At 68.8% G+C, this 24,839-nt stretch carries 36 protein-coding genes; 34 read left to right on the forward strand and 2 right to left on the reverse strand.

The annotated features are described in order from the left end of the window. Positions 1-146: 146 nt before the first annotated feature. The 22 genes from ACFMRZ_RS25690 (at position 147) to ACFMRZ_RS25795 (ending at position 9,748) form a co-directional block, all read left to right on the forward strand. Complete coding sequence (locus tag ACFMRZ_RS25690) at positions 147-659, forward strand: hypothetical protein (RefSeq protein WP_400181057.1); 513 nt, start codon at positions 147-149, stop codon at positions 657-659. Next, positions 653-1,123 (forward strand): hypothetical protein, encoded by a 471-nt coding sequence (locus ACFMRZ_RS25695; RefSeq protein ID WP_400181058.1) that lies wholly within the window; start codon positions 653-655, stop codon positions 1,121-1,123. The genes ACFMRZ_RS25690 and ACFMRZ_RS25695 overlap by 7 nt, the downstream gene beginning before the upstream one ends. After that, the gene (locus ACFMRZ_RS25700; protein WP_400181059.1) at positions 1,120-1,329 is read left to right on the forward strand and encodes a hypothetical protein; all 210 of its coding nucleotides are present in this window, start codon (positions 1,120-1,122) and stop codon (positions 1,327-1,329) included. The genes ACFMRZ_RS25695 and ACFMRZ_RS25700 overlap by 4 nt, the downstream gene beginning before the upstream one ends. A 280-nt stretch (positions 1,330-1,609) precedes the next feature. Beyond that, complete coding sequence (locus ACFMRZ_RS25705; RefSeq protein WP_400181060.1) at positions 1,610-2,083, forward strand: hypothetical protein; 474 nt, start codon at positions 1,610-1,612, stop codon at positions 2,081-2,083. After that, complete coding sequence (locus ACFMRZ_RS25710; protein WP_400181061.1) at positions 2,080-2,484, forward strand: hypothetical protein; 405 nt, start codon at positions 2,080-2,082, stop codon at positions 2,482-2,484. The genes ACFMRZ_RS25705 and ACFMRZ_RS25710 overlap by 4 nt, the downstream gene beginning before the upstream one ends. Next, a complete protein-coding gene (locus ACFMRZ_RS25715; protein WP_400181062.1) occupies positions 2,481-2,888 on the forward strand; it encodes a hypothetical protein in 408 nt (135 codons plus the stop codon). Before ACFMRZ_RS25710 ends, ACFMRZ_RS25715 begins: the two co-directional genes overlap by 4 nt. Further along, positions 2,885-3,256 (forward strand): hypothetical protein, encoded by a 372-nt coding sequence (locus ACFMRZ_RS25720; RefSeq protein ID WP_400181063.1) that lies wholly within the window; start codon positions 2,885-2,887, stop codon positions 3,254-3,256. Before ACFMRZ_RS25715 ends, ACFMRZ_RS25720 begins: the two co-directional genes overlap by 4 nt. Then, entirely contained in the window at positions 3,253-3,579 is a 327-nt protein-coding gene (locus tag ACFMRZ_RS25725) for a hypothetical protein (protein ID WP_400181064.1), read from the forward strand. The genes ACFMRZ_RS25720 and ACFMRZ_RS25725 overlap by 4 nt, the downstream gene beginning before the upstream one ends. Further along, entirely contained in the window at positions 3,576-4,145 is a 570-nt protein-coding gene (locus ACFMRZ_RS25730) for a WhiB family transcriptional regulator (RefSeq protein ID WP_400181065.1), read from the forward strand. Before ACFMRZ_RS25725 ends, ACFMRZ_RS25730 begins: the two co-directional genes overlap by 4 nt. Next, complete coding sequence (locus ACFMRZ_RS25735) at positions 4,142-5,032, forward strand: YqaJ viral recombinase family protein (RefSeq protein WP_400181066.1); 891 nt, start codon at positions 4,142-4,144, stop codon at positions 5,030-5,032. Before ACFMRZ_RS25730 ends, ACFMRZ_RS25735 begins: the two co-directional genes overlap by 4 nt. Then, complete coding sequence (locus ACFMRZ_RS25740; protein WP_400181067.1) at positions 5,029-5,823, forward strand: recombinase RecT; 795 nt, start codon at positions 5,029-5,031, stop codon at positions 5,821-5,823. The genes ACFMRZ_RS25735 and ACFMRZ_RS25740 overlap by 4 nt, the downstream gene beginning before the upstream one ends. Further along, the gene (locus ACFMRZ_RS25745; RefSeq protein WP_280392934.1) at positions 5,820-6,035 is read left to right on the forward strand and encodes a hypothetical protein; all 216 of its coding nucleotides are present in this window, start codon (positions 5,820-5,822) and stop codon (positions 6,033-6,035) included. The genes ACFMRZ_RS25740 and ACFMRZ_RS25745 overlap by 4 nt, the downstream gene beginning before the upstream one ends. Further along, the gene (locus ACFMRZ_RS25750) at positions 6,032-6,397 is read left to right on the forward strand and encodes a hypothetical protein (protein WP_400181068.1); all 366 of its coding nucleotides are present in this window, start codon (positions 6,032-6,034) and stop codon (positions 6,395-6,397) included. The genes ACFMRZ_RS25745 and ACFMRZ_RS25750 overlap by 4 nt, the downstream gene beginning before the upstream one ends. Next, a complete protein-coding gene (locus ACFMRZ_RS25755) occupies positions 6,394-6,651 on the forward strand; it encodes a hypothetical protein (protein WP_400181069.1) in 258 nt (85 codons plus the stop codon). Before ACFMRZ_RS25750 ends, ACFMRZ_RS25755 begins: the two co-directional genes overlap by 4 nt. Further along, on the forward strand, positions 6,648-6,833 hold the full coding sequence (locus ACFMRZ_RS25760; protein WP_400181070.1) for a DUF6011 domain-containing protein: 186 nt from the start codon (positions 6,648-6,650) through the stop codon (positions 6,831-6,833). Before ACFMRZ_RS25755 ends, ACFMRZ_RS25760 begins: the two co-directional genes overlap by 4 nt. Positions 6,834-6,875: 42 nt before the next feature. Next, positions 6,876-7,241: a hypothetical protein gene (locus ACFMRZ_RS25765; protein WP_400181071.1), complete on the forward strand. Its 366-nt coding sequence runs from the start codon at positions 6,876-6,878 to the stop codon at positions 7,239-7,241. Positions 7,242-7,541: 300 nt separating this feature from the next. Continuing rightward, positions 7,542-7,730: a hypothetical protein gene (locus ACFMRZ_RS25770; protein ID WP_400181072.1), complete on the forward strand. Its 189-nt coding sequence runs from the start codon at positions 7,542-7,544 to the stop codon at positions 7,728-7,730. Further along, positions 7,723-8,454: a hypothetical protein gene (locus ACFMRZ_RS25775; RefSeq protein WP_400181073.1), complete on the forward strand. Its 732-nt coding sequence runs from the start codon at positions 7,723-7,725 to the stop codon at positions 8,452-8,454. Before ACFMRZ_RS25770 ends, ACFMRZ_RS25775 begins: the two co-directional genes overlap by 8 nt. Before the next feature lie 235 nt (positions 8,455-8,689). Further along, a complete protein-coding gene (locus ACFMRZ_RS25780) occupies positions 8,690-8,821 on the forward strand; it encodes a hypothetical protein (RefSeq protein WP_400181074.1) in 132 nt (43 codons plus the stop codon). Next, the gene (locus ACFMRZ_RS25785) at positions 8,803-9,342 is read left to right on the forward strand and encodes a hypothetical protein (protein ID WP_400181075.1); all 540 of its coding nucleotides are present in this window, start codon (positions 8,803-8,805) and stop codon (positions 9,340-9,342) included. Before ACFMRZ_RS25780 ends, ACFMRZ_RS25785 begins: the two co-directional genes overlap by 19 nt. Then, complete coding sequence (locus ACFMRZ_RS25790; RefSeq protein WP_400181076.1) at positions 9,339-9,569, forward strand: hypothetical protein; 231 nt, start codon at positions 9,339-9,341, stop codon at positions 9,567-9,569. The genes ACFMRZ_RS25785 and ACFMRZ_RS25790 overlap by 4 nt, the downstream gene beginning before the upstream one ends. Next, positions 9,566-9,748: a hypothetical protein gene (locus tag ACFMRZ_RS25795; protein ID WP_400181077.1), complete on the forward strand. Its 183-nt coding sequence runs from the start codon at positions 9,566-9,568 to the stop codon at positions 9,746-9,748. The genes ACFMRZ_RS25790 and ACFMRZ_RS25795 overlap by 4 nt, the downstream gene beginning before the upstream one ends. A 118-nt stretch (positions 9,749-9,866) precedes the next feature. Here ACFMRZ_RS25795 and ACFMRZ_RS25800 read toward each other — a convergent pair whose 3' ends face one another. After that, positions 9,867-10,346, reverse strand: coding sequence for a hypothetical protein (locus ACFMRZ_RS25800; protein WP_400181078.1), 480 nt, complete (start codon positions 10,344-10,346; stop codon positions 9,867-9,869). Between the two features lie 13 nt (positions 10,347-10,359). After that, on the reverse strand, positions 10,360-11,805 hold the full coding sequence (locus ACFMRZ_RS25805; RefSeq protein WP_400181079.1) for a helix-turn-helix domain-containing protein: 1,446 nt from the start codon (positions 11,803-11,805) through the stop codon (positions 10,360-10,362). 236 nt (positions 11,806-12,041) lie between these two features. Here ACFMRZ_RS25805 and ACFMRZ_RS25810 point away from each other — a divergent pair, with 236 nt between their 5' ends. The 12 genes from ACFMRZ_RS25810 to ACFMRZ_RS25865 all read left to right on the forward strand — a co-directional run bounded on the left by ACFMRZ_RS25810 (position 12,042) and on the right by ACFMRZ_RS25865 (position 24,836). After that, positions 12,042-12,416: a hypothetical protein gene (locus tag ACFMRZ_RS25810; protein ID WP_400181080.1), complete on the forward strand. Its 375-nt coding sequence runs from the start codon at positions 12,042-12,044 to the stop codon at positions 12,414-12,416. Beyond that, entirely contained in the window at positions 12,413-12,766 is a 354-nt protein-coding gene (locus tag ACFMRZ_RS25815) for a hypothetical protein (protein ID WP_400181081.1), read from the forward strand. Before ACFMRZ_RS25810 ends, ACFMRZ_RS25815 begins: the two co-directional genes overlap by 4 nt. Positions 12,767-12,769: 3 nt before the next feature. Further along, on the forward strand, positions 12,770-13,039 hold the full coding sequence (locus ACFMRZ_RS25820) for a hypothetical protein (RefSeq protein ID WP_400181082.1): 270 nt from the start codon (positions 12,770-12,772) through the stop codon (positions 13,037-13,039). After that, positions 13,036-13,341 carry a hypothetical protein gene (locus tag ACFMRZ_RS25825; RefSeq protein ID WP_280392910.1) on the forward strand — a complete coding sequence of 102 codons (306 nt, stop codon included), beginning with the start codon at positions 13,036-13,038 and terminating at the stop codon, positions 13,339-13,341. Before ACFMRZ_RS25820 ends, ACFMRZ_RS25825 begins: the two co-directional genes overlap by 4 nt. 31 nt (positions 13,342-13,372) lie before the next feature. Beyond that, positions 13,373-13,831, forward strand: a complete 459-nt coding sequence (locus ACFMRZ_RS25830) for a hypothetical protein (protein WP_400181083.1) — start codon at positions 13,373-13,375, stop codon at positions 13,829-13,831. Then, a complete protein-coding gene (locus ACFMRZ_RS25835; RefSeq protein ID WP_400181084.1) occupies positions 13,828-14,268 on the forward strand; it encodes a hypothetical protein in 441 nt (146 codons plus the stop codon). The genes ACFMRZ_RS25830 and ACFMRZ_RS25835 overlap by 4 nt, the downstream gene beginning before the upstream one ends. Before the next feature lie 555 nt (positions 14,269-14,823). After that, a complete protein-coding gene (locus ACFMRZ_RS25840; protein WP_400181085.1) occupies positions 14,824-15,012 on the forward strand; it encodes a hypothetical protein in 189 nt (62 codons plus the stop codon). Positions 15,013-15,148: 136 nt separating this feature from the next. After that, on the forward strand, positions 15,149-15,685 hold the full coding sequence (locus ACFMRZ_RS25845) for an NUMOD4 domain-containing protein (protein WP_400181086.1): 537 nt from the start codon (positions 15,149-15,151) through the stop codon (positions 15,683-15,685). Beyond that, entirely contained in the window at positions 15,682-21,885 is a 6,204-nt protein-coding gene (locus tag ACFMRZ_RS25850) for a hypothetical protein (RefSeq protein WP_400181087.1), read from the forward strand. Before ACFMRZ_RS25845 ends, ACFMRZ_RS25850 begins: the two co-directional genes overlap by 4 nt. A gap of 13 nt (positions 21,886-21,898) precedes the next feature. Beyond that, entirely contained in the window at positions 21,899-23,140 is a 1,242-nt protein-coding gene (locus ACFMRZ_RS25855; protein ID WP_400181088.1) for a sugar transferase, read from the forward strand. Further along, positions 23,137-24,180 carry a hypothetical protein gene (locus ACFMRZ_RS25860; protein WP_400181089.1) on the forward strand — a complete coding sequence of 348 codons (1,044 nt, stop codon included), beginning with the start codon at positions 23,137-23,139 and terminating at the stop codon, positions 24,178-24,180. Before ACFMRZ_RS25855 ends, ACFMRZ_RS25860 begins: the two co-directional genes overlap by 4 nt. Further along, positions 24,177-24,836 (forward strand): hypothetical protein, encoded by a 660-nt coding sequence (locus tag ACFMRZ_RS25865; RefSeq protein WP_280392897.1) that lies wholly within the window; start codon positions 24,177-24,179, stop codon positions 24,834-24,836. Before ACFMRZ_RS25860 ends, ACFMRZ_RS25865 begins: the two co-directional genes overlap by 4 nt. Positions 24,837-24,839 lie beyond the last annotated feature (3 nt).

A 24,839-nucleotide genomic window follows, 5' to 3' on the forward strand; every position in this document is an offset into this window, starting at 1 on the left:
CTATCGGTCGCCATCAGCGTCCTTGCCGCTCTCCTTGCCGCGTTATTCGCCACTGCCGCACGCGATCTGCGTGACGAAACCCATCGAATCACCAACCGCGCCCGACACCGTGAGGAGTCGAGCGTCGCTCGAATCGAGGCCAAACGATGAACTGGTTCCTGACGCTGTCCTGGCTCGCCTCCGGCGCTACCGCGATCTACGGCGCGAGCCTCGCCCACGTCTACCGCGGCGAGGCGAAAGCCGCCGCGGCCAGCGCGGCCCGCAGCAGAGACGAGGCGCGGAAGCTCGCCGCCGAGATGCGTCGGCTCCGGCACGAAGTCATCGCTACCACTGGCGAATCCGCACCGGACGCCGCCGCAGTGGTCGACATGGAGGAGGCGGTCGCTCGCCTGCGAGCCACCCATTCCACACGCCGGACGCGACCGTTCGCCGAGATCGCTCCGCAAGCGTCAGCCGGACAGTCGGCTGCACGGCCGGGCAGGCACCGGCGCCACGATCAACCGACACTGTCGTTCCGGCCCCAGCGGGCATCGTCTTCGCTGCCGACCGCCGAGTTCCCGGCACTCACCAGCATCGGTGACACCGTGGCCGCGGCGACCGACCTCAACAGCGGAAACGACTGCGGCCCTGCGGCAGTCGGCGGGGGCGACGGATGCTGACCCCGCAGCGGCTGTGCAGCGCCAGCCTCGTGGTCCTGGCCCTCGGGCTGCTGCTGTACCTGCCGGGCATCGTCACCGCCGACGTGTTCCTCAGCGCCATCGTGATCGGCCTGGCGCTCGGCGGCCTCGGCACCGAATGGTCCCTGCTGATCTGGGTCGTCGTGCCGTTCCTGCAATGGCTGCGTACACGCCGCCACACGGTGCGCCGCGAGCAGCTCGGCCCGTACTTCGTTCCCATCTCCGAATCTCCTTCCGCCCCTGCGCGGAAGGATCGGCCGGCCGCCGACGCAAACCCGCTCGCCTCGGCGGTCGGCCACCCCCCGACCCCCGCTCACGCGGGCGGAACCCTCGCCAGGCGCGGCGCGCCGCTCCAACACACACCCCGGCGCATCACACCCGGCGAGGACCGTGCCGGGGAGCGAAACCCTGCACTCGCTCCCCGGCACCGCCGGAGCCCGCGATGAAGGTTCCGATGCCGCCGAAGGGCGTGCGAATCGTGCGCGGCGACAAGGTGATCCCGCTCGAACTCGCCTATGACGGACTGCGCGGTGACGGCCAGCACGTCTGGATCAGCGCGACACCGTTCCGGCAGGGCGTGGACCGGATCGAGGTCGACGTGCTGCCCGCGAACACCTCCATCGACTTCGACTTCGACGAGGGAGGTGACTGACCTTGCGCGAAATCGAGATGTGGCTGCGCGACCTGCTGCGGCCCGCGCCGCTGGGACTGGGTGCGTTCTACGCCCCGCTCCTGCAGTGGCCGCTGTAGCCCCTCCGAACCCCCTCGCGCCCGCACGGGCCCGAGGTGCGCGCGGCCCGCAACCAACCCCAGCGGTGCACCACAGGTTGCGGGCCGCGCTTTCCAACCCCTGTACATGCGTCCGGCCGCCGCGGACACGCGACGGCCGGACATACCAAACCCGACTAGCAAACGAGGAGTTTACCCACATCATGATCGGCACGAAGGAATTGCGGGCGCAGGCTGCCGACGCCCGCCACCGCGGCGACGAGGAGTTCGCCGCGTTCGTCGACAGCCTGGCGCAGCGCCGCGAACGCGACTACGACGAGCGGCAGCTGGCGCCGCTGCTGTACGGAGAGTTGCCGGTGCTGACCGGCGGCTGCCCGTTCAACGAACTGCCTCTGGATGAGCAGTCGGGTCTGGTCGAAGCGGCGACCGCGCTAAGGGAGTTGCTGGAGTCTCATGGATGGCGGCGGCCGGATGAGCCCGGGCGCCGGTGGAAATACGCGAATCAGGTGCCGGAAGGCACCCGCTTCCGTCCCCTGCGCGGAGATCTGGTTCTCATCCGCGAGGACGCCCTCGCTGTCGAGGTCTATCCCTCCGCGGATTCCGACGTCTTCCACTGGTCGTTCGCCTCGCTGGACGACCTCCACGGCGCCGACGGCTACATCGAGGTTCTCGCATGACCACGATCACCGGCGACCTGCCGCCCTCAGGATCCCCGAACGACGAGATCCGCGATCAGCTCGCGCGCGCGATCTGGATCGAGATCTACGCCGACCCCGACGACCCGGAACCCGGAGGGGCCTGGGCCGACCTGCCGATCGAGCAGCAGCGGATCTTCGCCGGGATCGCCGCCGCGGCACGGCGGCACCTCGAACAGCAGGAGGGTTGGCACCCCCCGCGCAGGTGGGAGTCGGCGGTCGAGATCCCCGAGGGTACGCGATTCCGGGCCGTCGGCGATGTGCGGGTATTCCGCCGGCTCGGCGATGGTGCCCGCGCGCAGCCGCCGGCCGACGACGGTATCCGCTATCTCCTCGGTGCCATGGACGCGGCGTTCTCCCGCGGCTATCTGGAGGTGCGATGATCCGTCGCCAACCGCCGGGCGTAGTCCGGCTCCTGGTGACCGTGCTGGCCCGGCGGCGCGTGCCGCCGCCGGGCCGTCGCGCCGTGCCGATCGGCGCGGTGGCGTGGGATGTCGCGCATCCGAACGACCGGCTCGAGTTGCGCGAGTGGGTGTCGGGCATCGCCGACCGTCACCAGGTGCCGTCGGGGTTGATCGCGGTGACGCAGCAGCTGCTCGACATCGCCGACGAATACGACGCCCGGCTGGCCAGTGCCGCGAGCTACGGGGTGTGGCTCACCAGCCCGGCCACGCCCGCCATCGACCAGGCCCGGATCGGGCAGGCGTTCGCACACCTGGCCCACCCGGACATCTACCCGTGGCCGGACGGCGGCCCGCATGTAGGAGAGCGGGACGAGCGGAGGTGATCACCATCGGCGAACTGCACGACATGGCCGACGAGGCCGGGCAGCGCGGGGACACGCGGGTAGCCGAGCTGCTGGCCGAGGAAGCACGCGACCGGACCACGGTCGCGGCGGCGGCTGGCACGCACGACGGGCAGGGGCGGCGGTGGTGGCCGACCGCGGCCGCGGTCCCGTTCGGCGTGATCTTCCAAGCGACGAGCCCGCTGTGCGAGGTCGTCTGGCGGCGCGAGGTCGGCGGCTGCCGGGCGCTGCCGCCGGCCTCGGACCGCGTGTACCCGGTCGGCCTGGTCGACCAGACGTGGCTGACAGACGGCGCCGGTTTCGTCGAGACCGATGCCCATTCGAATCAGATTGCGAGGCAACCGATATGAGCAAGATCATGACCGACGTGCACCTGGGCGTGCGCACCGATGGGCAGCTCGGCGTGCGGTACGACCGGCCTCGCCCGGGCCACGACCAGCACCTGGGTGGTGTCTCGCTGGAGCTGTCCGGTGGTGTCGTCTTCGCGCTGTTTCCCACGCCCGAGGATGCGAAGCGGATCGGCCGCGCCCTGTTCGACCGGGGCGTCGAATGGGAGAGCGACCTGGCGGGGGAGGACCGCCACGACACCAGCGAGCAGGAGACCGAGGTTGTCTATCCGGATCCGGACCTGTTGCGGGAGCAGGCCATTGCCAGCGCGCAGGGTGCGCTGTGACCGCAGCGTTGGCCGATACTCAGGAGCCGTCCTGGGTTCACCGGGCAGCGTGCCGGGGCGGCGACCCTGAGGACTGGTTCCCGGATCGGAGTATCCAGCCCAAGGAGGCGCGGCGAGTCTGCAAGGAAGAGTGCAAGGTTCGCGTCGAATGTGGTTGGTACGCGCACCGGCGGGAGGAAGCGCACGGCGTGTGGGCCGGGTTCCGGATGGATCGCATCACCGAGCGGCGGGCCCTGGCGGCGTGGCTGGGCGAACCTGTCCCTTTGCCGGTCGGGACGGTGCGGCGCACATGCCCGCGGTGTAGCGAGATCTTCGAGACCGTCGAGCGATCCGAGCGCATCTGCCCGGACTGCCGCAAGTTCGTCGACGCCGGACCGTCCCGCGTTCGCGTCGAGCAGCTCCGGAACTTGGGGTGGCCCTTCGCGCGCATCAGCGCGGTCAGCGGCGTCCCGCACGGGACGCTGGTCGACCTGTGCCGCACCGGGCCGGATCGGATTCGTCGTGACAACGCCGAGAAGATCATGGCCCTCGAGCTGACCGCGTACCGGGAGGTGATGGCGCAGTGACCGCGATCGTGGAACCCGGCAGCGCGGAGTGGCTGGCGCTGATCACACCGAGCAAGGTGGCCGCGATCCTCGGCATGAGCCGATGGGAGAGCCCGTATCGGTTGTGGCACAGGATGAAAGGGATCGTGCCGCCCGAGCCTCCGGCGGACCGGTTCGACGTCGGGCACGCGATGGAGGCGGCGCTGGCTGAGCTGTGGCGGATCAGGAACCCGGGCTGGCAGCTGTCGCGCCCGCAACTGCAGATCACGCGGGAGTTTCCCGGCTTCACATCGCTGGCGACGCTCGACCGGCGGGCCCGGCGCGGCACCCGCCGCCGCTGCGTCGAGTTCAAAGTCGCACGCCGACTGGAGGACTGGACCCGGTTCGGCACCGACGAGGCGCCCGCGGACTACACCGCCCAACTGACGTGGCAGATGCACGTCACCGGTTACATCGACGACCCGGCACACCTGATGGTGATGGGCCCCTACTTCGAGCATCACACCTACGAGGTCGCCTACGACGCGGAGCTGGCGGCCGCGATCGAGGACATCTGCAGCGACTTCCACCAGTCGCTGCGATCGGACGTGCCGCCGCCGCTGGACGATTCGGTGGCGACCTACGAGTGCGTGCGCGAACTCCACCCGGACATCGACCCGGCCGCGACTGCGGTGCTGGACCCGGAGCTGGCCGCCAGCTACCTCGACGCCGACCGCGCCGTGAAGGCCGCCGAAACCATTCTGCGCGGCAACAAGACCCGCGTCTTGGACGCCATGGGCACCGCGGCCGCCGCCACCAGCGCAGGCCAGCCGATCGCCACCCGCCGCCGCAATTCGCACGGGTCGGTGTCGCTGTACGCCGACACGAAAACCCACCCCGACAACCTGAAGGAGCCGATACCCGCATGACCACACTCACCGCCCCCCGGCCGGACACGGCCCCTGCCGTGTCCCCGCTGACGATCACACCGGACCAGACCGAATTCACCCCGGTCCAGCGCGAGGCCCTGCGCACCCTCGGCGTCACCAACCCCTCCGATGTCGAGCTGCAGCTGTTCTTCCACCAGGCCCGCCGCCTCGACCTGGACCCCTTCGCCAAGCAGATCTACATGATCGCCGACCGTGCCCTGATCACCACCTGGGACCAGGGCAGGCAGGTGGAGGAGTGGGGCACCAAATGGTCGACCCAGCTCCACATCGACGGCTTCCGCCTGACCGGGCACCGCCTGGCCGAACAGCGCGGTGACGAACTCGAGGACGGCGAACCGCTGTGGGCCGGACCGGACGGGACCTGGCGCGAGTTCTGGTCCGACAAGGCCACGCCGCCGGCCGCCGCGAAGTACATCATCCGCAAGAACGGCCGTCCCTACTGCGGCGTGGTGATGTACAACGAGTACGTCCGGACCACGCGCAACAACAAGCCCGATCCGTTCTGGAAGCGCATGCCCGCCGGACAACTGGCCAAATGCGCCGAGGCGCTGGCCTGGCGCAAGGCGTACCCGCGCGACTTCTCCGGCATCGGACTCGAAGGCGCGGGCAGCATCAGCGACGCTGACGTCGCCGCGGCGACTGGCGACAAGGCGACACCACCCACCGGGACCGCTGCTCTGCGCGCCGCTATCGGGCTCCCCGAGCCGTCCGACAGCACCGACAAGCAGCCGCCGAAGAAGGCCACCGCGCGCCGCCGGGGGAAGCAGTGACGCACGTCTACGCGATCACGGCCCTGTCGGCCGACGGCAACACCACCGCCTACCTGGCGCTCGACGACCAGGAATCCGAGGTCGCCGACCGGGTTGCCAAGGCGCTCAACAGCGCTGCGCGGGAGCGGACGCCCACGATGGTCATCGAGCGCGTCGGCGTCCTCGCCCGCCACTACATCGACGAGGGCGCCGCTAGCCCTGCCGGCCGATGAGCGCGGCCTGCGGCGCCGAGCTGTGTCGCAACTGGACCGGCCAGGGCTGCATCTGCGAAGTGATGGATCTCGAGCCGGACCTCGTCGACGAGTGCGCCGAGCACGGCAGGTGCGACGACTGCGGCAACTGCCTACGCTGCGGCAACTGCGTTTGCGAGATGGACTTCGACGACCCGGACGACGACGAATGGCAGCCCGACCGCGGCGAGTGTGACAACTGCGGCATGGCGCCGGGCGAAGTCAACACCTCCGGGCCCTTCGCGCTGGCCTGTGCCTGCGGGATCGGCCAGGGCGCGCCTCCGGACCTGTGCCGGTGCGGCCCCCGCGACACCAACCCGGCTGCCGAAGGGGGTCGGACATGACGGTCGTCGTCGGGCCATGGCCCGGCAGCAGCGCCAGCTCGGCGATGTCGCGGTGGCGGCCGAGGCCGGGCCGCGGGATTCCGCACCGGTATCGGGATCGGTGGGGTCGGCGGCAGTTGATGGACTGCCGGGAATGCCGCGTGCCGTTCCACCCCGATATCGACGTGCCCCGGGATCGGCTGTGCGCGGACTGCCGCAAGGACCGCGCTGATCTCGCACCGGCCTTGTTCGACGTCGGGGAGGTCAGCGGGTGAGCGAGCGGCTGGAGGACGGGACACCGACCCGGCTGGCGGTGCCGTGCCGCCGGTGCGGCAACTGGCTTGTCTCGAAGTCGTCGGTGGAGGCGCGGCTGGGCCCGGTGTGCGCGCAACACGAGCGCGCGCGAATTCGGCGTCCCACCAACGAGATTCCGCTGTTCGAGCTGGAGGCGGGCTGATGGGTGAGCACGGGGGTCTGGTGATGGCGCGGGTGTGGAGAGGTGGTGCTTATGGACCCTGCTGGCCCCTCGGGGCTACAGCCGGTCAGCCGTTTCGATTGGGAGCGGCTGATCCGGCGCGTGCGCATGCACAAGACCACGAAATATGTGGCCTTGGGAATGGCGACATATGCCGACGCGGACGGTTCTCGGGTGCGGCCGGGAGTGGACGAACTCGCACTGGTTCTGTGCATTTCCGAGCCGACCGTGAAAAGGGGATATTCAGTGCTGCGAGAACTCGGACTTATCCAAAAGACGAAACAGGGAAATCGGCACGCCAAAGAGGCGGATACGTATCGCCTTACCGCACCGAAGAATTTGACCGGACTGCCGATCCTCGGCCCCGACGATCACGCCAAGGGCGCCTAGTCCGGGGATCGCTGGTGATACCCGGACTTATCCACAGCACCGAGTCCGGGGATCGCCCGAGACACCTAGACCCGCTGTCGCGCAAGAAGTCTGGGGATCATCGAGAGCAAGTCTGGGGATCAATGGGAAGGAGTCTGGGGATCACGGGTGATCCCCCACCATAGAACCAACCACAACCAACCCAACACGTACCCGGCTCGCACACGTAACTCACGACCGCGCACGACGCGTGGCCGTTGGCAGCGGCATCGAACCCGGCGAATCCCGGAATTCGATTTCATTCCGAGAGGGTGGTGGGAAATGCACGACCGAACCGGCGAACCGATCGACGACGACGAACTCGAACCCGAACCCTGGCACAGCCCGTACTGCACCGGCTGGCTCGGATACGACGACGACGGCCGACTTATCCCATGCCTCATCTGCCGAAAGCATTTGCGAGACGGAATCGTGAAACTCAATTACTACGACCGGAAGAATCATGACTGAGACCACCGACGCCAGCGTCAAGCCACTCGTGTTCCTCGACTGCGAGACGACACATCTGCATCCAAACCTGCGCCACGCCTGGGAAATCGCGCTCATCCGCCGCCCCGCCCTGCCCGGCCTGGACATCGACCGGCTGACGATCCTGATCGACGACGTCGACCTGTCCCACGCCAGCCGGGAATCGCTCGATATCGGCCGCTTCTTCGAGCGCCATCCCCGCTACACGCACGGCAACTACGACGACCCGTGGAGCGGATCGCCGCTGCTGCGCGGCGTCGCGCTCGTCGACACCGGGCCGGGCAGCGCGGTGCTGATGGACGAGCGCGAGGCCGCCGCCACCGTCGAGGAATGGACGCGCGGCGCCGTGATCATCGGTGTCGTACCGGATTTCGACACCTACACCCTCGGCCCGATGCTGCGCCGCAACCGCCTCATGCCGGGCTGGCATTACCAGGCCATCGACGTCGAGACCGAAGCCGCGGGCTGGCTGAAAGGCCGCCTGGCCGCCGGCGACCTGCCGGTGGCCGAGGGCGCTGGGCCCGACGAGCCGCAGCGATCGGTGGATGAGATCCTCGCCGCCCTCCGGCCGCCCCGGCATTCCGACGTCGTGTCGGTCCTGTGTGGCGTCCAGCCGCCCGGACCGGAGGAACGCCACACCGCGATGGGCGACGCCGCCTGGGCCGAACGCTGGTGGGACGCCCTCGATCTCACGCGGGCATCATGACCGCCGGCCACCTCGAGTACGGGATTCGGTGGATGAACACCGACGGCGAGATCAGCGTCGCGCGCCGTAACCCCACCACCGATGTTGAGACCGCCGTCCAGTTCGTCGGCCACCTCCGCGCGATCCAGCAGCGCCAAGGCCGCACCCCCGACGCGCACCTGGTCGCGCGCCACCTCAACGACGAAGACATGCCGCTCGACGAGTGGCATGCCGTTCCCCGACCGGAGGCCACCCCATGCCTGACCTCGTCCTCAGCGCCAGCACCATCCTCGCCGAGTCCGCGCCCGACAATCCCTGGCCCGACGTCCTCGGCTTCATCGCCATCCTGATCCTGGTCGGCTTCATCGCATGGCTGTTCCTTCGATGACCCCGACACCGCTGCAGGTCGTACTCGCCCGCGCGTGTGCGTTCGCCATACGGCACGGCGTCGACGACCGGATCGGCCCGGACGACTTCGGGCTTCAGTGCAGCAGCGCCGGACACACGCACGCCACCTACGTCTACATCGACGCCGAACACGCCGTCAGCGTGGTCATCCGACGCGATGGAGCAACCACATTCGGTGTGGCCCAACTGGATTGGCTGCACAACGACCACAGCGGTGGGCGGCCGCCGTGCACCGACCACTGCGGCGAATGTCCGGAATGTCAAGACAATCCGTGCACCTGTCCCGACACGGCGTGGGCGGTGTACCGCGACAGCGACGGCCACATCCGCCGCCGCAACGACGGGATGTTCGTGGCCGGCGGTGACCTCAGCCGCGAAACCATCGAACGCAACCGCGCCGTCCGCTACGACGGCAAACACGACGGACTCTCCGAACGCATGCGGAAGCTCTACACCGCCGCGATCGAACTCATCGACCAGGAGGAAGCGCAGCACCGATGAGGCAGTGCACGAAGGCCGGCTGCACCCGCAAGCACAAGGCGAAAGGACTGTGCCAGAACCACTACTACCAGCAGCTGATGACCGACCCGCAACGTCGGGCCGAGAAGAACAAACGCGACCGCCGCTACGCCCGCGACCACCCCGAGGAATCCCGCGAACGCGGCCGTCGCTGGCGGGCTCGGCGACAGCAGAAGTTTTCCACCACCGAACAGGAAGGGCAGATATGACCACCGACCGACAGCCCCGCGCACACCGAACCGCTGCCAGCGAATTGCGGCCGACGCTCTGGCAGGTACTGGTCGCCGCCACGCTCGGCGCCCTGGTCCGCGGCGCGGTGCTCGGCTGGTTCCGGACCCAGAACGAACGCCGCCGCCAGACACCCCGCCGCCGGACCGCGACCCACTGAGCTACCCCTTTTGATGCAGCGCCGTACCGGGACTGGCGCTCCGGAAAACCTGTAGCCCCGGCCATCGAGGCCGGGGCTACAGGGCACCCAGGGGCCGACAGGCTCGGGGGTAACGGACTTATTCCCGCGCGGAACCTTCGGGCCAGACGACGTCAACAGGCAGCCCCTTCTGGCGGGCCAATGCGACCACACTGCCGGTCCCGCTGCGTTCGCCGTCGCGGCCGTCCCACACGGCGATCAGTCGATCGGTGGTGTCAAGAACGGCCGCGTTTGCGGCTTCGTACGCATCGGCGCCGGCATCATCGAAATCCATGACGCGTACAGTTTCGGCGCGGCGGAGCAGATTGTCGAAAAGCGCGACGTGACCGGGCTTGACCTTGCGCTCGCGATAGTTCCGAGACGGCAGCACAACCTCGAGGCGTCCACCCGCGTCAAGAACGGCCTGCGCAAATACCGAATCAGCGCCGCGGGCAATGCAACTCACGCCTACCAGGCTCTCCGGCTCTCCGGCCTTCGCCAGATGGCGGGCGATCTCGTCGTATACAAGCGGCACGGTGTTCGCCGTGATGTTCATGTGTCCCGTGACACCGATACGCACTGCCAATCTCCCTCTACGCGGTCGCACCGACCATCGGCCGGATGCGGTCTCGCAGTTCTGCTACGGGGCCCACTTTCACTAGCTGCTCGGTGCGGTTGTACACCTTCAGCAACTTCTTGCGTACCCGATCCGATCTGGTCTGCTCGACCGTATCCAACGCCTCGAGCCCAAGGCGACGCGCCTCATCGAATTCGCCTTCGATCATGCGAGCCTCGACGATGCCCAGCTGGTCGAGAGCCGAGCTTCGCAGTCGATTCGGCTTACGGAGGGCAATAGCGCGATCGATCGAATCGGCCGCCTCGCTAGCGAACGTGGGATCTCGGCGGGCCATATCGAGCAACCGACCGCCGATCGTCCCGGTCAGCTCCGCGGCGTCGAAGTAGTTGATCCAGTACGGATCAGCGCTCGGATCCGAGTCGGAGAATGCGGCGAAGGCTTTATCGTAGGCGCGCCGGAATGCTGACGGACGTTCGAGTTTGCTGTAGGCCCATGCCTCTCGTGTGTAAAGCATCGCCCGCACGGTGGGTGTTGTCCGGTCCGCGAAGCGGTCCTGAGCCAGCCGGATCAGTTCGAGCGCATCGATGGCCCGTTCGCGCTGGTGCTCCGCGCGCTGTACAGCGGTGCCGTAGTGATCCAGGGAGAGCAGTTGTCGAGCCATTCCAGCGATGGCGTTGGCGCAGAGCGCCGGATCGTCGGCTTCCTGGGCGGCGCGCACCGCGAGCATGTAGTACTCCTGCGCCGTCTGTTGTTCATCGGAATCCCACGACATCGTGGCCGCAGTCTCGGCAAGCATTGCGAGGATGCGTAGAAGGCGAGGTCTGACATGGGGTTCACGCGTGTCCCGCAACAGCTCGTTCACCTCGTCGAGCTGACCCACCACTGCCTTGCGTCGCAAGCCGCCCCCGAAACGGTCATCCCACTCGCGAAAGGCCTGCGCGGTGTTCTCCAGCTCGGCGAGCTCCTGCATGCCGGTCGCTAATGCGGGCGTTCCTATCGGTGCCTCGTCCGCATAGCGCACGAGCCAACGTTCTAGCGGCTCAAGTAGCGGCACGCCGACGACAACGCCGGCTAGCGCTTTGGAAATCTCGCGCCGGTCCAACATGAGATCCCTCCTCGTCAGGTCATGGGCGACCGTCGTGCAGTCGTCGGACCACATTTCCACTCCCGAGACGGGAAGGATGATCTCGACCTGAACAGGCTCTAGCGAAGAGCTTGCCGGCGCAACCCTTGGTGTCTGCTGGTGTGCGAAGAAACGCAAACGCTGTTCAGGTGTGGCCTGATCCAGCATCGTGCCCATGAGCTCGGCGTAGAACGCCGGTAGCTGGACTGTTTCCTTCCGCCGTGCCCACTTCTTCACAACCGAGAGGGATATACCCGCACGCTTCGCGAACTGAGGTTGAGAAACCCCGAGAGCATCGCGGAGCGCTGTTGCGTCGGCACCGGTCCACATGACCTGCATACCCAATACCTCGTCCCCTGCTAGAGGTGCGTGTACCAGCGTGAACCGAGCGTATCCCAGCGTGGCCCGCGTCGACCTTCTATTGAAGATCTCGCAGCGCAAGGGTTGATCCAGCCCCGCTGCCGTGATGGCCCAGCGCTTTTCGGCGCACCGACTGCCAACAAGTGACGTGCTGTCGATGTCAGCTCGGCGGCGGGCGCTCCCACACCACGCCCCAAATCGAAGGGAAGTAGCAGGTGATGAACCCGGACCAACCATCCACTCTGCCGACCGAGCCGGTGCCGCTCGGATTGGTGAACATGGCGTTCGTGCCCGCCGATCAGGTGACGGCGTGTGAGGACGAGATCCGTGCCATGGCAAAGCGATACGGATTTCCCTCCGATCCGGAGATCGTCCGTATCGACGACGGTAGGGTGCCGCCGGTGCTGGGGGATTTCTTGATGCGGATCGTGCGCGTCGACGCTACGGCGGTGTTCATTCCGAACGCGGATCACGTCGGCGGCCAGGCCGGCGTGCTGCAGATCATGGGCACCGTCCTCGGGACCAACCCGCCACGGGTGCTGATGCGAGGAGTGTTTTTCACCGAAGCTGTTGAGGGACAACAGCGATGACCGGAACCGAAACCGAGCAATCTGCGGTCGCTGTCGGTGTGATCTGCCTGCCGTTGGTGCAGGACCCGGACGTGGCCGAGGCCGAGCTGGAGCGCCTCGCGGTCGAGCACGGTAAGCAGCTCGTCGAAACGCTGCGGGTGTGGCCGAAAGAGCCCGGCTGGCTGTTCCGTCTGCTCGAGACGGTGAACGCGAAACGTGCTGTAGCCGTGCTGGCGCTCGACATGGACCATATCGGTGCGTGTTCGGTCGCGGTGGTCGGCGCGGCCGACCTGATCACGCGCACCGAGACCCGCGAGTACGTCGGCTATGGAACGCCCGGCGTCCGGCCCGGCTTTCTCCCGGCGAGGTGACCCGTGCGGGACGATTCGGACGACGACGAGCAGTACGACCCGGCGACCTATCAGAAGGCGTACTACGCCGACCTCCACTTCTATGACCGGCACTTCCCCGAACGCGCCGCGGCGCTGCGCGCGCAGGGGCCGCCGCCTCCGGAGGCGGCCGACGGCTACTGGGGCAAGGTCGCTTACCACCGTCACCGCGCCGAGGCCGGCGATCCTGAGTCCGCCGAGATCCTCGAGCAGTTGGAGGCCGAAGGGCCGCCGAAAGGCGATGAGCGCTCATGAACGCGGCCGGCTGGTCAGCGATCATGGCCGTCTTCGTGATCATGGGCGGGGTGATGTGGCTGGCGTTGCGCTCCGACCGCGCGTACGCCCGCGAGGCCAGCGAGGCGCCGACCCGGGTTTTCCATGTCGTCACCGGCTGGAACCACGAGGCGCCTCGCGATCCGCTCACGGTCCGGGGCGCGCACCTGGAGATGCAGCGTCACCGGATATGCCAGCGCGAGGACTGCCCGCGCAAGCGTGCCGCCTATCAAACCCTTGTCGAGGCCGGACGGCTCATGCCGGACTCCGGCCGAATCCATTAGCCCGATAACTCTACGGGCGGAAAGGATTTCGATGCGAAGCGAACTCACGCCGTCACAGCTGGTCATCGTGCGGGCGCTCGTCGCCAAACCACACGCGCGGACCGCGTACGAAATCGCCACCAGCACCGGCAAACATCTCGGATACGTGACACGGATCCTCGATGTGCTGGTTCGCCGGCAGTTCGCGGAGGAGGACGCCGGGTGGGCGGTCACCGACCGCGGACGCCGAACCCTGGCGACGGAACTGCACCGACTGAACCGGCCGCAGCAGATCATCTTGCAGGCGCTACACCGCGCGGAGTTCGCCCGCGCCTTGTCCGATGTCTGCCCGGACCGCACGAAGGCCTCGGCCCGGACGACCGGTAAGTGGCTGAATGAGCAGGGCTACATCCAGTTGGTGCGGGTGTGGCGGCCCACGCTGACCGCCAAGATCGCCGTCGTCTCTGATGACCGGGACGTCGTGCCTGCCGCGGAAGCGCCGAGACCATGAGCCAGCTGTGGATCTCGGCAACGCTGCTGTGCGCTGCGGTGGCTTGCGGGTGGGGCGCGCTGTGGGCCTGGCGCGACCGTGTCCCGGCCGGCCTGTCGGTGACCGACATCCAGCACCGCCTCGCCGCCGAGCGAGAGGCCCTCTCGCATTCTGCGCCGGCCAAGCCGCTCACCGCAGCGCTGGCCCGCGAGGCGATGCGGATCCACCGCGGCTGCAGCATCGACCTCTGCCCGCGTCGGCGTGCCGCCGAGGAGATTCTCGACGCCATCGCCGCGCGTTCGCACGAGGCACCGACCAAGCCTCTCACCGAGACACAAGCACGCGCAGAGATGCGGAAACACCGCGGCTGCGAACTCGACACATGCCCGCGGCTGAACGCCGCGTACCGGGCGCTCGCCCCCGATCAGCTCGCTCGAGGCTCGCGCCGCGCGCGGTAGGGGACGTGCGGCAACGAAGACTACGGCGGCGCCCGAACCGGGTGCCGCGGTGTAGATGCGGGGAAACCATTGCCCTGCAACCATTTTCATGGAGGAATCGTGAGATTGTTACGAGAAGTCGCGTTCGGTGTCATCGCTGCCGCACTCGTCGCTGCAGGCGCCGCGACAGGAGGGTCGGCGCCTGCGCACGCAGCGGCGCAGTCGTGCGGGTTCGAATTCACCTGGACCCGTCCCACTGTGCTGCCGCCGCAGGTTCTGGCGCGCGGCGTGGCCCAGTGCACCGTGCCGCCGGAAGAACACATCGCCGTGTTGAAACTGGAGTTCCGGCCCGCCGGCAGCTCCCGGTGGGAGGTGGCTTCGGCAACGGCGCCGGACCACACGATCCCGGCGAAGGACGCCCGCTACGAGGTGTCGTCTACCTGCTTCGCTGGATCATGGCGCGCGGCAGTGGAGATCTGGGGCAGTATCCAAGGACACCCGTTCACGTTCAGCGACCGGTCCGGATCGGTCGACGTTCCGGCCAGTGCCTGTGCACCCCGAGGATAGGAGTCACTGTTGGCATCCGATCTGGCTACGTCACGACAGCTACGCGACGACATCCAAGCCCTGACCGAAAAGGCCGCAGCCCTGGTGGGAGCCGACCATCCGGCGGTGTCGACCTTGATGAAGGCCGCCGACCAGCTGACCACCACCGCCCTGTCCGGCGAGCCCGGCCGCTACGCGGACCGGCCCACCGAGGACTGATCCCGGCCACCACCACTTGACCGGCTGACCCCGGTTCCCGAGCCCCACCTGCACCCGTTGCAGGTGGGGCTCACTGCGTTCCCGGCCTGGTCGTGTCGACCGGGGCGTGCACGCCTGCTCCGTACGGTCCGGCGCCATGACAGCCGCCTGCGACCGCCTTGCCGCGAGCGCTGGAGAAATCTGGGTGCCGGTGCCGGGCTGGCACGGCTACTACGAGGTGTCCAGCCACGGACGTGTGAAGTCCGTCGCGCGCACCATTCCTCACCGCACGGCCAAGCAGATCCGTGTCCGCGAACGAATCCTGAAGCCGACCACCGTCGACGACGGATATCTCCTCGTCACTCTTCGTCGGCCGAACGAACGGCGGACGGTCAAGGTCCACACGCTCGTCATGGAAGCCTTCGCCGGTCCTCGCCCAGCCGGCTCGGCGGTCTGCCACAACAACGGCGACCCGGCCGACAACCGGGTGGCGAACCTGCGCTACGACACACCGGCCGCGAACAACCGCGACACCGTCGCGCACGGCCGCAACCCCAACGCGAACAAGATCCGTTGTGTCGCAGGGCATGCGCTCACCGCGGACAACGTCTACCGGCAGCGCGGCCGTCGTGAATGCCGCACCTGCCGCAACGAGGCGTCGCGCCGGTATCGCGCCCGGAGGGCAGCGGCTTGACAGCCCCGGTCGGCAGCATCCGCGTCACGATCGACGGTGACGCGTCGGATCTGGAGCGCCAGCTGCAGCGGGCTGTCGCGGACGCGATGCGTGACGTCCAGCGGGACCTCACCCGCGACGGGCTGCAGATCCACTTCGAGCTGCCCGACGATCTGCGGCGAGAGACCGCGCGCGCCACCCAGGAGGCGCAGCGCACTGCCGACACCCAGCCGGTTACGATCCCCGTCGACCTCGACACCTCCGACGTCCTCGGCGACGTGCAGTCGATGCGCCGCCGGGTCCAGGCCGAGACACCGCCGATCACCCAGCAGATCCGCATCGACGTCGATCGCGCGACCTCGGCCGCGGCACAGGCCGCGATCAAAGACGCCGCGGCCGGCCAGCGAGATCTGGCACGAGCGCAGAAAGAACAGCTCGCCGCCGCGGACGCCCTGTCGGGTGCCCGCAAGCGCAGCGCGTCCGATCTCAAAGACGTCGAGCTGGCGCTCAAACGCAACGCGATCGCGGAGCGGGAAGCGGCGGCCGCGGCGGCGGCCGCGCGCACGGAACTCGCCGGCATCGGCAGCGACGACGACCCGGACGGCGCACTCCGCAAGGCCGCCACTGAGCGCGTCGAGGCAGCTGAGCAACGACTGGCCGAAGTCCGGCGTGCCGGGGAGAAGCTGATCGAGCGCGGCCAAGCCGCGACCGAGCGCGTCGAGCAGGCCACCGTGCGGGTCGCGCAGGCCGAGGAGAGGGTGGCCGCGGCCCGTCAGCGCAGCGCCGAGCTCGCGGAACGCGCCGCCCAGCAGCAGACCCGGGTGGTGCCGCTCCAGACCGGCGGTGGTGGCGACACCGAGCGGCAGCGCCTGCAAGCGGATGCGTCGCGGTCGGCGTTCTCGCGGCTGGGCGGTGAGATCGGTTCGGTCGCCGCCACCGCCGGGAAACTCGGCGCGGTCACCGCCGCGGTCGCCGCGATCGGCGGCGCCGCGGGCATCGCGGCTGGCGCGATCGGCGGCCTCGCGATCGCCGGCGCCGCGCTGGGCCCGGCCCTCGGCGCCGGCATCGGCACTGTCGTGGTCGGCCTGCAGGGCATGAAAGACGCGTTCGACGCCGTCTCGGCGGCCAGCGAGGCAGGCCCCGCCGAAGCGGAAGCGAAGGCCCAGGCGGTCGCTGCGGCGACCGAGCAGCTGGCATCGGCGACCGGCTCCGCGGAATCGGCGCAGCGGTCCCTGACCTCTGCGCAGCGCGACGCCGAGTCTGCGACCCGCGACATCGGCGACGCCTACGAGCAGGCGGCCGAGGACCTGGCCGAGTACCAGTTCAAACTCCGCGGCTCGGTGCTGGACCAGAAGGAGGCCGCGGCCGCGCTGCGGAAGGCGCAGCGCGACGTCGCCAAGGCGACCAGCCAGGAGGACCGCGAAGAGGCGCTGTTGCGGGTCGAGCGCGCCCAGCTGCGTCTCGACCAGGCCGTCGAGAACGGCCGAGACGTGGCCGCCGAAGCGGCCGAGGCCGAAGCCAAGGGTATCGACGGCAGCGACCGGGTCGTCGCCGCGAAAGAACGCGCGGCCGCCGCCAGCGATCGGGTCGCCGACGCTCAGGCCTCGGTCAATCAGGCGAATGCTCAGGTCGCGCGCGCCCAGCAGGCGGTCACCGACGCCCAGAACGCCGCGACGCCCAGCGCCGAGAAGCTCGCCCAGGCCTTGGCGAAACTCTCACCCGAGGCGGCGGCGTTCGTCACCACCGCGCAGGAGCTGGCACCCACCTGGGAGGCCGCCCGAAAAGCCATCCAGGACAACCTGTTCGAAGGCCTCGACGGTACGCTGCGCGACCTCGCGGACAAGGTGCTGCCGAGCGTGCGCGACGGCATGGGCGCGGTCGCGACCGAGCTGAACCTGGGCGCCAAGGGTTTCGCTGACTTCCTCACCTCCGGCGAGGGGATCGCCGGGCTGGACGCGGTGTTCGCCTCGACGACGGACTTGCTGCGGGGGATGCGGGAGGGCAGCGAGGGATTCCTGTCCGGGCTCTCGGCGATGGTGCAGGCCGCTCAGCCCTTCGCGCTGGCGATGGGGCAGGCCTTCGGCGGTATCGCCACCGAACTCGGGTCCGCGTTCACCGAGCTCGCCGACTCCGGGCTGCTCGGCGAGGTCCTCACCGGATTCACCGAGGCACTCCAGGGTGTCGGCCCGTTGCTGCACGACCTCGTCCTCTCGTTCGCCGAGCTGGCCGCGCAGGTGTTGCCGGCCCTGCGGCCGCTGTTCGAGTCGATCGGCGAGTCGCTGCTCATCCTGGCCCCGGCGCTGGGCAGCCTCGGCGATGTCTTCGCCCGCTCGCTCGCCGAGGTGATGCCCTCGCTCGCGGAGTTCATCGCCGCGCTGGCCACGGGCATGGAGCCGATCCTGCCGGTGCTGGTCGAGCTGCTGAAATCCCTTGGCGCGGCACTGACCCCGCTGATCGGGCCGCTGTCGCAGATCGTGGTCACGATCGGCCAGGCCCTCGTCGGCGCGATCGACGCCCTGGCCCCCGCGATGGGACCGCTGGCCGAGGCCTTCGCCGCGATCCTGAACGCGGTAGCTCCGCTGTTGCCGTTGCTCGCGGAGAGTCTGACCGCGGTGATCTTGGCGCTGGCGCCGGCGCTGACGGAGGTCGCGACTGCGCTGGCACCGGTGATCGCGGCGTTCGCCGAGCAGATGGGTCCGGTGATTGCCGAGATTGCGCCGGTGCTCGCCGAGGTCGCGATGACGATTGGGCAAGCCCTCGCCGGCGCGCTCATCGCGATCGCGCCGATGCTGCCGGAGCTGGTGGGGTCGTTCTCGAATCTGCTGCTCGCGGTGGTGCCGCTGCTGCCCGAACTCGCGCGGCTCGCCGCGGAGATCATTCCGCCGCTGATCGACGTGCTGATCTCGTTGACCCCGTTCATCATTCGGGCGATCGATGCCTTCACCTGGCTCGTCTCGAACGTGATCATTCCGCTGGTCATCCCCGTGTTCAACGAGCTGAAGGACCAGATCGTCCTCGGACTGACCACGATGTCGGACATTTTCAATTGGTGGAACGACGTCGTCACCACCGTCACCGGTGCCGTGGTCGGTGCCTGGGAGTGGGTCTCGACGAAGTTCACCGAGGCCAAGGACTGGATCGTCGACACCGTGTTCAAGGCCCTCGGCGACGGCCTGCTCACCGTGCAGGGCTGGTTCGAGTCCGGCGTGCGCGGCATCAGTGAGAAGTGGGCGGGCCTGCAGGAAGCCGCGAAAGCCCCGATAAAGTTCGTGATCGACACCGTGTGGAACAACGGGCTGCTGAAAGCGTGGAACGCGGTGGCGAGGTTCCTGCCCGGGGTCGAGCCGATGGACCCGGTCACCCTGCCGTTCGCCCGCGGCGGCATCCTGCCCGGCTACACCCCCGGCCGCGACGTGCACCGGTTCGTGTCGGTCGCCAACCCCGGTGTGGGCCTGGATCTGTCGGGCGGTGAGGGCATCGCCCGCCCGGAAGTGGTGCGCGCCCTCGGGCCCGGCCGGTGGGGTGCGATGAACGCCGCGGCCCGCGCGGGCGGCGTGGACGGCGTCCGGCGATTCTTCGGGTTCGCCTCCGGCGGCATCATCCCGACCACCATGTGGAACCTGATCCGCGAGCGTTTCCCGAGCATGCAGTGGACGTCCGGATACCGGCCGGGTGCCAACGACTTCCACGGCCGCAACATGGCCGGGGACTTCGCCACCGGCGAGGTGCCGTCACAGGCGATGAAGGACACCGCGCGCTGGATCTACGAGACCTACGGGCCCGACTCCCGTGAGCTGATCCACTGGCCGCTCGACGGCTGGCAGAACATCGACGAGGGCAAACCGTTCAACTTCGGGCAGCCGACCAACGACCAGCACCGCTCACATGTCCACTGGGCCATGGACCACCCGCCCGGCAATCCGGGCGACAAACCCGGCGGCATCGTCGGCGCCCTGCGGAATGGCGCGAGCAGGCTGTTCGGGTCGATCCAGGATCGGGTGGCCGATGCGTTCGATGCGGCGCTGGCCGGTGTCGCCGAGTCGATCCCGGAATTCGGTGGCGAATTCGGCCGGCTGCCGCGCGCGTTCTTCGACCACTTCCGCGCCAAGGTGCGCGAGCACATCACCGGCCAGGCCGACACCGAGGACCAGAAACGCGAGGACGTGCCACCGGGCGGCGACGTCGAAATGTTCCGCGACCTGGTGCGTGACCTGCTCGGCCACTACCAGTTGCCGCTGGCTCTGACCAACTCCACGCTGCGCCGCATGCAGCAGGAGTCCGCCGGCCGCACCGACGCCGTGAACCTGTGGGATATCAACGCCCAGAAGGGAACCCCGAGCGTCGGGCTGATGCAGGTGATCCGTCCCACCTACGAGGCGTACAAGGACCCGGCGTTCGACAAGGGCCCCTACCTATATGGCGTGAGTATCGACCCGACCGCCAACATCTCCAGTTCGATGCGGTATGCGCTGTCGCGCTACGGGTCGCTGTCGGCGGCCTATGACCAGGCCGGTGGCTACCAGCGCGGCGGCCCGGTTCCCGGTGCCGGATACGGCGACATCGTGCCGGCCCTGCTGGAGCCGCAGGAGATCGTCATGAACCGGCGCGCGTCCCAAGTGTTCGGGCCGTTGCTGCTGTCGATGAACAAGGCCGTGCCGCGATTCCAGACCGGCGGCGCGGTGGACGGCCTCGTCGGTGGCGCAGGCGCATTCGCCATCCCCGTGCAGATCGTGAACTGGGAAGGCGCCCGCGCACTCCTCGGCAGCGCCGCGCCCCCAGCACCGGCTCCGCAGGTGCCGGCCGCGACGACCGGCGCGACGGCCCCGGCGGTAGCGACGGCGCAACTGGCACAGCCCAGCCCCGCCGATGCTGCGGCTGCGGCATCGGCGGTCGCCGGTGCCTTCGGCGACAGCATCGCCCGCGTCGTCTCCGACTCGCTGAAAGCGCTGGTCGACACCGCCACGAAGCAGGCAGCCGAGCAGACCCAGGAGCAGCGCGCCCAGGACGCGGCCGCGTTCGCGGACGGCCAGGCCCGCGTCGACGAGCAGGGCCGGCTGATCTCCGACACCAACGCGCTGCTGGAACGCAACGCCTCGACCACCGAGCTGGTCATCAGCGAGCAGACCGAGCAACTGCGCGAGCAGCTGACCGACATCGCCAACCGGGTCACCGGCGGCGTGCTCGCGCCGATCATGGAATCGGCCGTGAACGCCGGGATCCAAGTGGTCCAGCAATGGCTCGGCGGGGTAGGGGATCAGATCACCGACGGCACCGACCGCACCACCACGGCCGTGCAGAACCTCGACGTCGGCACCAGTGCCGGCACCGCACCGCCGCCGTTCGGCGCGCCCGGCAGTGCGTTCGATGCCACCAAGGCCATCAGCGACGCGGTGGTGTCGGTGGCGAACACCGCGCAGCAAGCCTTCATGTCCGTCGCCAACGACGTGGCGAAAGCCGCTCTCGCGCAACAACCCTCGAAGGTCGACGAGTCGCGCGGTGTGCTCGGCAAGGACATCTCCGGCGGACCGATGATCGATATGCTGGTGCGGCTCACCGGCGTCGAGATCCAAGTCCGTGACGTGCTGATCGACACCCTCGAGGAGATCACCGAGTTCCGCGGGGACCTGTTCGGCACCTTCGACGAGAGCGGCCGGCTCGTCTCCGACACGGCCGCGCTGATGCAGCGCAACCAGTCGTCCATCGAGCTGGCGATGTCGGAACAGAACAGGATCAACCGCGAGCTCATCAAGGCGGTGCTGCGGTATCTGATTGTGTCGGTGGTGATTCCGATCATGACCGCGATCCTCGCCGCGATGATCCAGCTCGCGGCTACCGCGATCGGCGCCGCGATCGGCAGCGTCATCCCCGTCATCGGCACCGCGGTCGGCGCGGCCATCGGCGCCGTCGTCGGCGCCGCCCTGGCGGGCGTGGCCGCGGTACTCGTCGGCACCCTCGCCGTAGGTGCCGGCGCCGCGATCGACTCGTTCGATTCCGGCGGTGCGGCGATCGGCAAGGGCCTGATGGTGAAGGACACCGCGCTGCGCGAGCGGGTGCTGGATCCCGCGGAGACCAGCTCCTACGACCGGCTTGCACGCATCGCCGACATGCTGGAGGCGCCCCGCGAGCACCGGACCACCGTGCACGCGCCGATGTACTTCCGCGGCGGGGAACGCGACGCCGACCGCGTGCAGGACCGCCTGCTGTCGCTGATGCCGAAATAGGAAGAGGTGACCCGTGTTCCGAGGCTGGCTGGCGTTGGGCGATCTCGAGATCGCCAACAGCTCCCGCGTGGTCGCGCTCGTCGGGCCGCCCGGCATACCGGCCACCGACGCCGAGGCCTTCGCCGACACCGCGTGCGCGCCGTGCCGCAACCTGCAAGTGCGCTACGACGACTCCTGGCCGGGGCTCGGCGCATATCTTGCCGACCCGCCCTACACCGACATCACCACCGCCCCCTGGTACGACGGCACCGACACCAGCCGGGAGTTCCTGGGGGTGTGGGTGATGTCGGCGGAAGGCTTCGACGCGATCCCGGTCGACCGCGACATCTCCGAAGCGATCTGCGCCGGCGGCGTCGCCGGTGTCCACCGCGACACCTTCCGGACCTTGTCGTTCTCGGCGCTGCTGTGGGCCTGCACCCACCGCGGCGAGAGATTCGGGTTGCGGTGGCTGAACTGCCAGCTGCGCGCCGCGAAGAAACCGCAGGTCCTGCACTACCTCGACGCCCACCCCGAACAGTTCACGCCGGTCGGCCTCGCCCGCACGATGCGGCGCGTGGTGCTCACCCAGCCCGCGGTCGTGCGCGAGGTCGCCGGCCGCCCCGTCGCCGAGCACCAGCAGGCCAGCATGGCCCGCGTCGAGTTCGAACTCTCGGCCCTGGACCCGTACCCGTGGACCGAGACCACCGCCCACCCGGTCACCTGGGACAGCGAGATCGTTGCCAACATCGAATGGGCCCACACCCCCGACTGCGGCGGCGCCACCTGCGAACTGCCGGTGCTGCTGTCCACCGTGTGCCCGCCACAAACCATCGACACCCGCCCCGCCCCGATCCCAGTGTGCGGCGGCTGCCTGCCGGTATGCGAAATCGAAACCCGCACATGGGAGTTCGAAGTCGGCGACTCGGCATGCGACTTGACCGCCGCCACGATCCGCATCACCGCCGGCGCCGAGGCCGACATCACGGTCCAGTTCTGGTGGCGGCCATGCGGATCCACCGACCCCTGCGACGAGACCGGCCAACTGTCGATCACCGGCCTGCCCGCCGGCGCCACCGTGGTGGCCGACTCGGTCGAGGGCCGCGGCTACGCCATCATCGCCGGCCAGCGCACCAAGCAGGGCGGCATCATCGCCACCCCGTCCGGTGCACCGTGGCGGTCCACGCTGCTGGAGCCGGGCTGCTGGGAACTCGTCGCCCAGTCCGCGCCCGGCACCGAATACACCGTGACCGTCGAAACCACAGGAAGGCCCGCATGACCAGCAGCCTCGCGGACCCGATGGACGCCACCCGTCTTGCCATCGGTGTGCGCACCGTCGACGGGCGCCCGGTCGGCCAGATCCCGTGCGACGAAACCACCGATGTCCTGTGGTCGCGGGAACGCAACGAATTGTCCCGCTGCGAGATCTCCACCTCCTACGTCGACGCGGGAGACCTCGTGCCGTGGCTGCACTGGATCGACGTGTGGGAAGACGACGTCCCGGTCTGGTCCGGGCCCGTGCAGGAGGCGGGCACCGAGCTCATCACCGGCGCGACCCAGATCCAGGTCCACGACACCGCGATCTTCCAGTGGTACACCCGCGCACCGACCTCGCGGCAATGGCAGCGGCTCGACCTCGCACCGATCGCCGCGGAGCTGTGGCGGGCAATGCTGGACCTACACGGCATCGACGCTGATCCCACCGTGCTCCCGCCCACAGTGACTGAGCGCTTCGACTTCGCAGCCACCGCCGACCTCGAAATGCTGAACACGGTCATGGAGCGCCTGGTGCGGCTCGGCCTGGACTGGACCGTGGTCGCCGGCCGCGCCATCCTCGGCACCCCCAGCACCACACCGGTCACCGCCCTGCAGGAATGTGACTTCATGGTGGGCCTGCGCCGCGTCCGGTCCGGCAAACGCAGCGCCAACGACGTCCGCGTGCAGGGGAAGAACTGGGCGCATACCGAAACCATCGAGATGGCCGGCCTGCACCTGCAGGCGCTGCTCAGCCTCGACGATCTGGGCGGCGTCTCCAACATCACCGCCGCTGCCCGCCAATACCTCTCCGAAGTCGGCGCCCTGCGCGACATCCTCGAGGTACCGCCCGGCGCCAGCCTGCACCCCGACGCCCCGGTCGCCACCGCCGACCTCGTGCCCGGCACGGTGTTCGCCGTGCACGCGGGGGAGGAGTTGTCCACGCTCATGCGGTTGAAAACCGCTGAAGTGGCTTGGACCGCCGGCGCCCGCGATGTGCGTGTCACCTTCGACGCGGTGACCCAGCCGGTCGAGCTCGACCCAGGGACAGGAGGCATCCTGTGACCGGCACGACCGAGAAGAAGACGCCACCGCGATCGGACCAGGAGTGGGCCCGCGACATGGACCAGCGGGTCGGCGCCGTCGAGCATCCGACCTCGGTGCGGTGCGGCAAGTGGGTGTTCTCAACCGACCCGGATACCGACAACCTCATCGTGTCCTACGTCAACGGCGGCAGCGTCGTGGTCGCACAGCCGCCCGCGGCCGGAGAAGACGCCGACGCGGTCGCGGATCCGTTCCTGCACTTGAACCTTGCCCGTTCGGCCGCTCAGACGGTGCCCGCGAACAGCACGATCACGGTCGGCTGGGACACCATGATCAACCGGTCGCCGACCTGGAATTTCTCCACCCCCGCCCCAGAGGTGATCATCCCATCCGCCGGCACCTACCTGATCATCTACCACCTGGTGTTCCGGACCTCGATCGCGGCGATATCCAAGGCACTCCTACGCATCGACGGCGAGACACGCATGGCCCAAGAGGAAGTCCCGGACCCCTCGAAATTCGTCGCCTTCTACCTGGTCGACACCTTCGCGCTATCGGCCGGCCAGGTGATCACCAGCCACGCGGCCTCGCAAGTCGCTCGCGACATCGGATCATCGGCCGCCGACCCCACCGTGCTGACATCCCTGTCCCTGACCCGCCTCCCGATCGGAGGATGAGCA

Source organism: Nocardia sp. N2S4-5 (genome assembly GCF_044628355.1).
Lineage (GTDB): Bacteria > Actinomycetota > Actinomycetes > Mycobacteriales > Mycobacteriaceae > Nocardia > Nocardia wallacei_B.

What these genes read in the sequence shown, in the direction of transcription:
- ACFMRZ_RS25690 (WP_400181057.1), top strand. Translation starts at nt 147, where the DNA reads ATGAACTGGTTCCTGACGCTGTCCTGGCTCGCCTCCGGCGCTACCGCG.
- ACFMRZ_RS25695 (WP_400181058.1), top strand. Translation starts at nt 653, where the DNA reads ATGCTGACCCCGCAGCGGCTGTGCAGCGCCAGCCTCGTGGTCCTGGCC.
- ACFMRZ_RS25700 (WP_400181059.1), top strand. Translation starts at nt 1,120, where the DNA reads ATGAAGGTTCCGATGCCGCCGAAGGGCGTGCGAATCGTGCGCGGCGAC.
- ACFMRZ_RS25705 (WP_400181060.1), top strand. Translation starts at nt 1,610, where the DNA reads ATGATCGGCACGAAGGAATTGCGGGCGCAGGCTGCCGACGCCCGCCAC.
- ACFMRZ_RS25710 (WP_400181061.1), top strand. Translation starts at nt 2,080, where the DNA reads ATGACCACGATCACCGGCGACCTGCCGCCCTCAGGATCCCCGAACGAC.
- ACFMRZ_RS25715 (WP_400181062.1), top strand. Translation starts at nt 2,481, where the DNA reads ATGATCCGTCGCCAACCGCCGGGCGTAGTCCGGCTCCTGGTGACCGTG.
- ACFMRZ_RS25725 (WP_400181064.1), top strand. Translation starts at nt 3,253, where the DNA reads ATGAGCAAGATCATGACCGACGTGCACCTGGGCGTGCGCACCGATGGG.
- ACFMRZ_RS25740 (WP_400181067.1), top strand. Translation starts at nt 5,029, where the DNA reads ATGACCACACTCACCGCCCCCCGGCCGGACACGGCCCCTGCCGTGTCC.
- ACFMRZ_RS25750 (WP_400181068.1), top strand. Translation starts at nt 6,032, where the DNA reads ATGAGCGCGGCCTGCGGCGCCGAGCTGTGTCGCAACTGGACCGGCCAG.
- ACFMRZ_RS25755 (WP_400181069.1), top strand. Translation starts at nt 6,394, where the DNA reads ATGACGGTCGTCGTCGGGCCATGGCCCGGCAGCAGCGCCAGCTCGGCG.
- ACFMRZ_RS25770 (WP_400181072.1), top strand. Translation starts at nt 7,542, where the DNA reads ATGCACGACCGAACCGGCGAACCGATCGACGACGACGAACTCGAACCC.
- ACFMRZ_RS25775 (WP_400181073.1), top strand. Translation starts at nt 7,723, where the DNA reads ATGACTGAGACCACCGACGCCAGCGTCAAGCCACTCGTGTTCCTCGAC.
- ACFMRZ_RS25780 (WP_400181074.1), top strand. Translation starts at nt 8,690, where the DNA reads ATGCCTGACCTCGTCCTCAGCGCCAGCACCATCCTCGCCGAGTCCGCG.
- ACFMRZ_RS25785 (WP_400181075.1), top strand. Translation starts at nt 8,803, where the DNA reads ATGGCTGTTCCTTCGATGACCCCGACACCGCTGCAGGTCGTACTCGCC.
- ACFMRZ_RS25790 (WP_400181076.1), top strand. Translation starts at nt 9,339, where the DNA reads ATGAGGCAGTGCACGAAGGCCGGCTGCACCCGCAAGCACAAGGCGAAA.
- ACFMRZ_RS25795 (WP_400181077.1), top strand. Translation starts at nt 9,566, where the DNA reads ATGACCACCGACCGACAGCCCCGCGCACACCGAACCGCTGCCAGCGAA.
- ACFMRZ_RS25805 (WP_400181079.1), bottom strand. Translation starts at nt 11,805, where the DNA reads ATGCAGGTCATGTGGACCGGTGCCGACGCAACAGCGCTCCGCGATGCT.
- ACFMRZ_RS25815 (WP_400181081.1), top strand. Translation starts at nt 12,413, where the DNA reads ATGACCGGAACCGAAACCGAGCAATCTGCGGTCGCTGTCGGTGTGATC.
- ACFMRZ_RS25825 (WP_280392910.1), top strand. Translation starts at nt 13,036, where the DNA reads ATGAACGCGGCCGGCTGGTCAGCGATCATGGCCGTCTTCGTGATCATG.
- ACFMRZ_RS25830 (WP_400181083.1), top strand. Translation starts at nt 13,373, where the DNA reads ATGCGAAGCGAACTCACGCCGTCACAGCTGGTCATCGTGCGGGCGCTC.
- ACFMRZ_RS25835 (WP_400181084.1), top strand. Translation starts at nt 13,828, where the DNA reads ATGAGCCAGCTGTGGATCTCGGCAACGCTGCTGTGCGCTGCGGTGGCT.
- ACFMRZ_RS25845 (WP_400181086.1), top strand. Translation starts at nt 15,149, where the DNA reads ATGACAGCCGCCTGCGACCGCCTTGCCGCGAGCGCTGGAGAAATCTGG.
- ACFMRZ_RS25860 (WP_400181089.1), top strand. Translation starts at nt 23,137, where the DNA reads ATGACCAGCAGCCTCGCGGACCCGATGGACGCCACCCGTCTTGCCATC.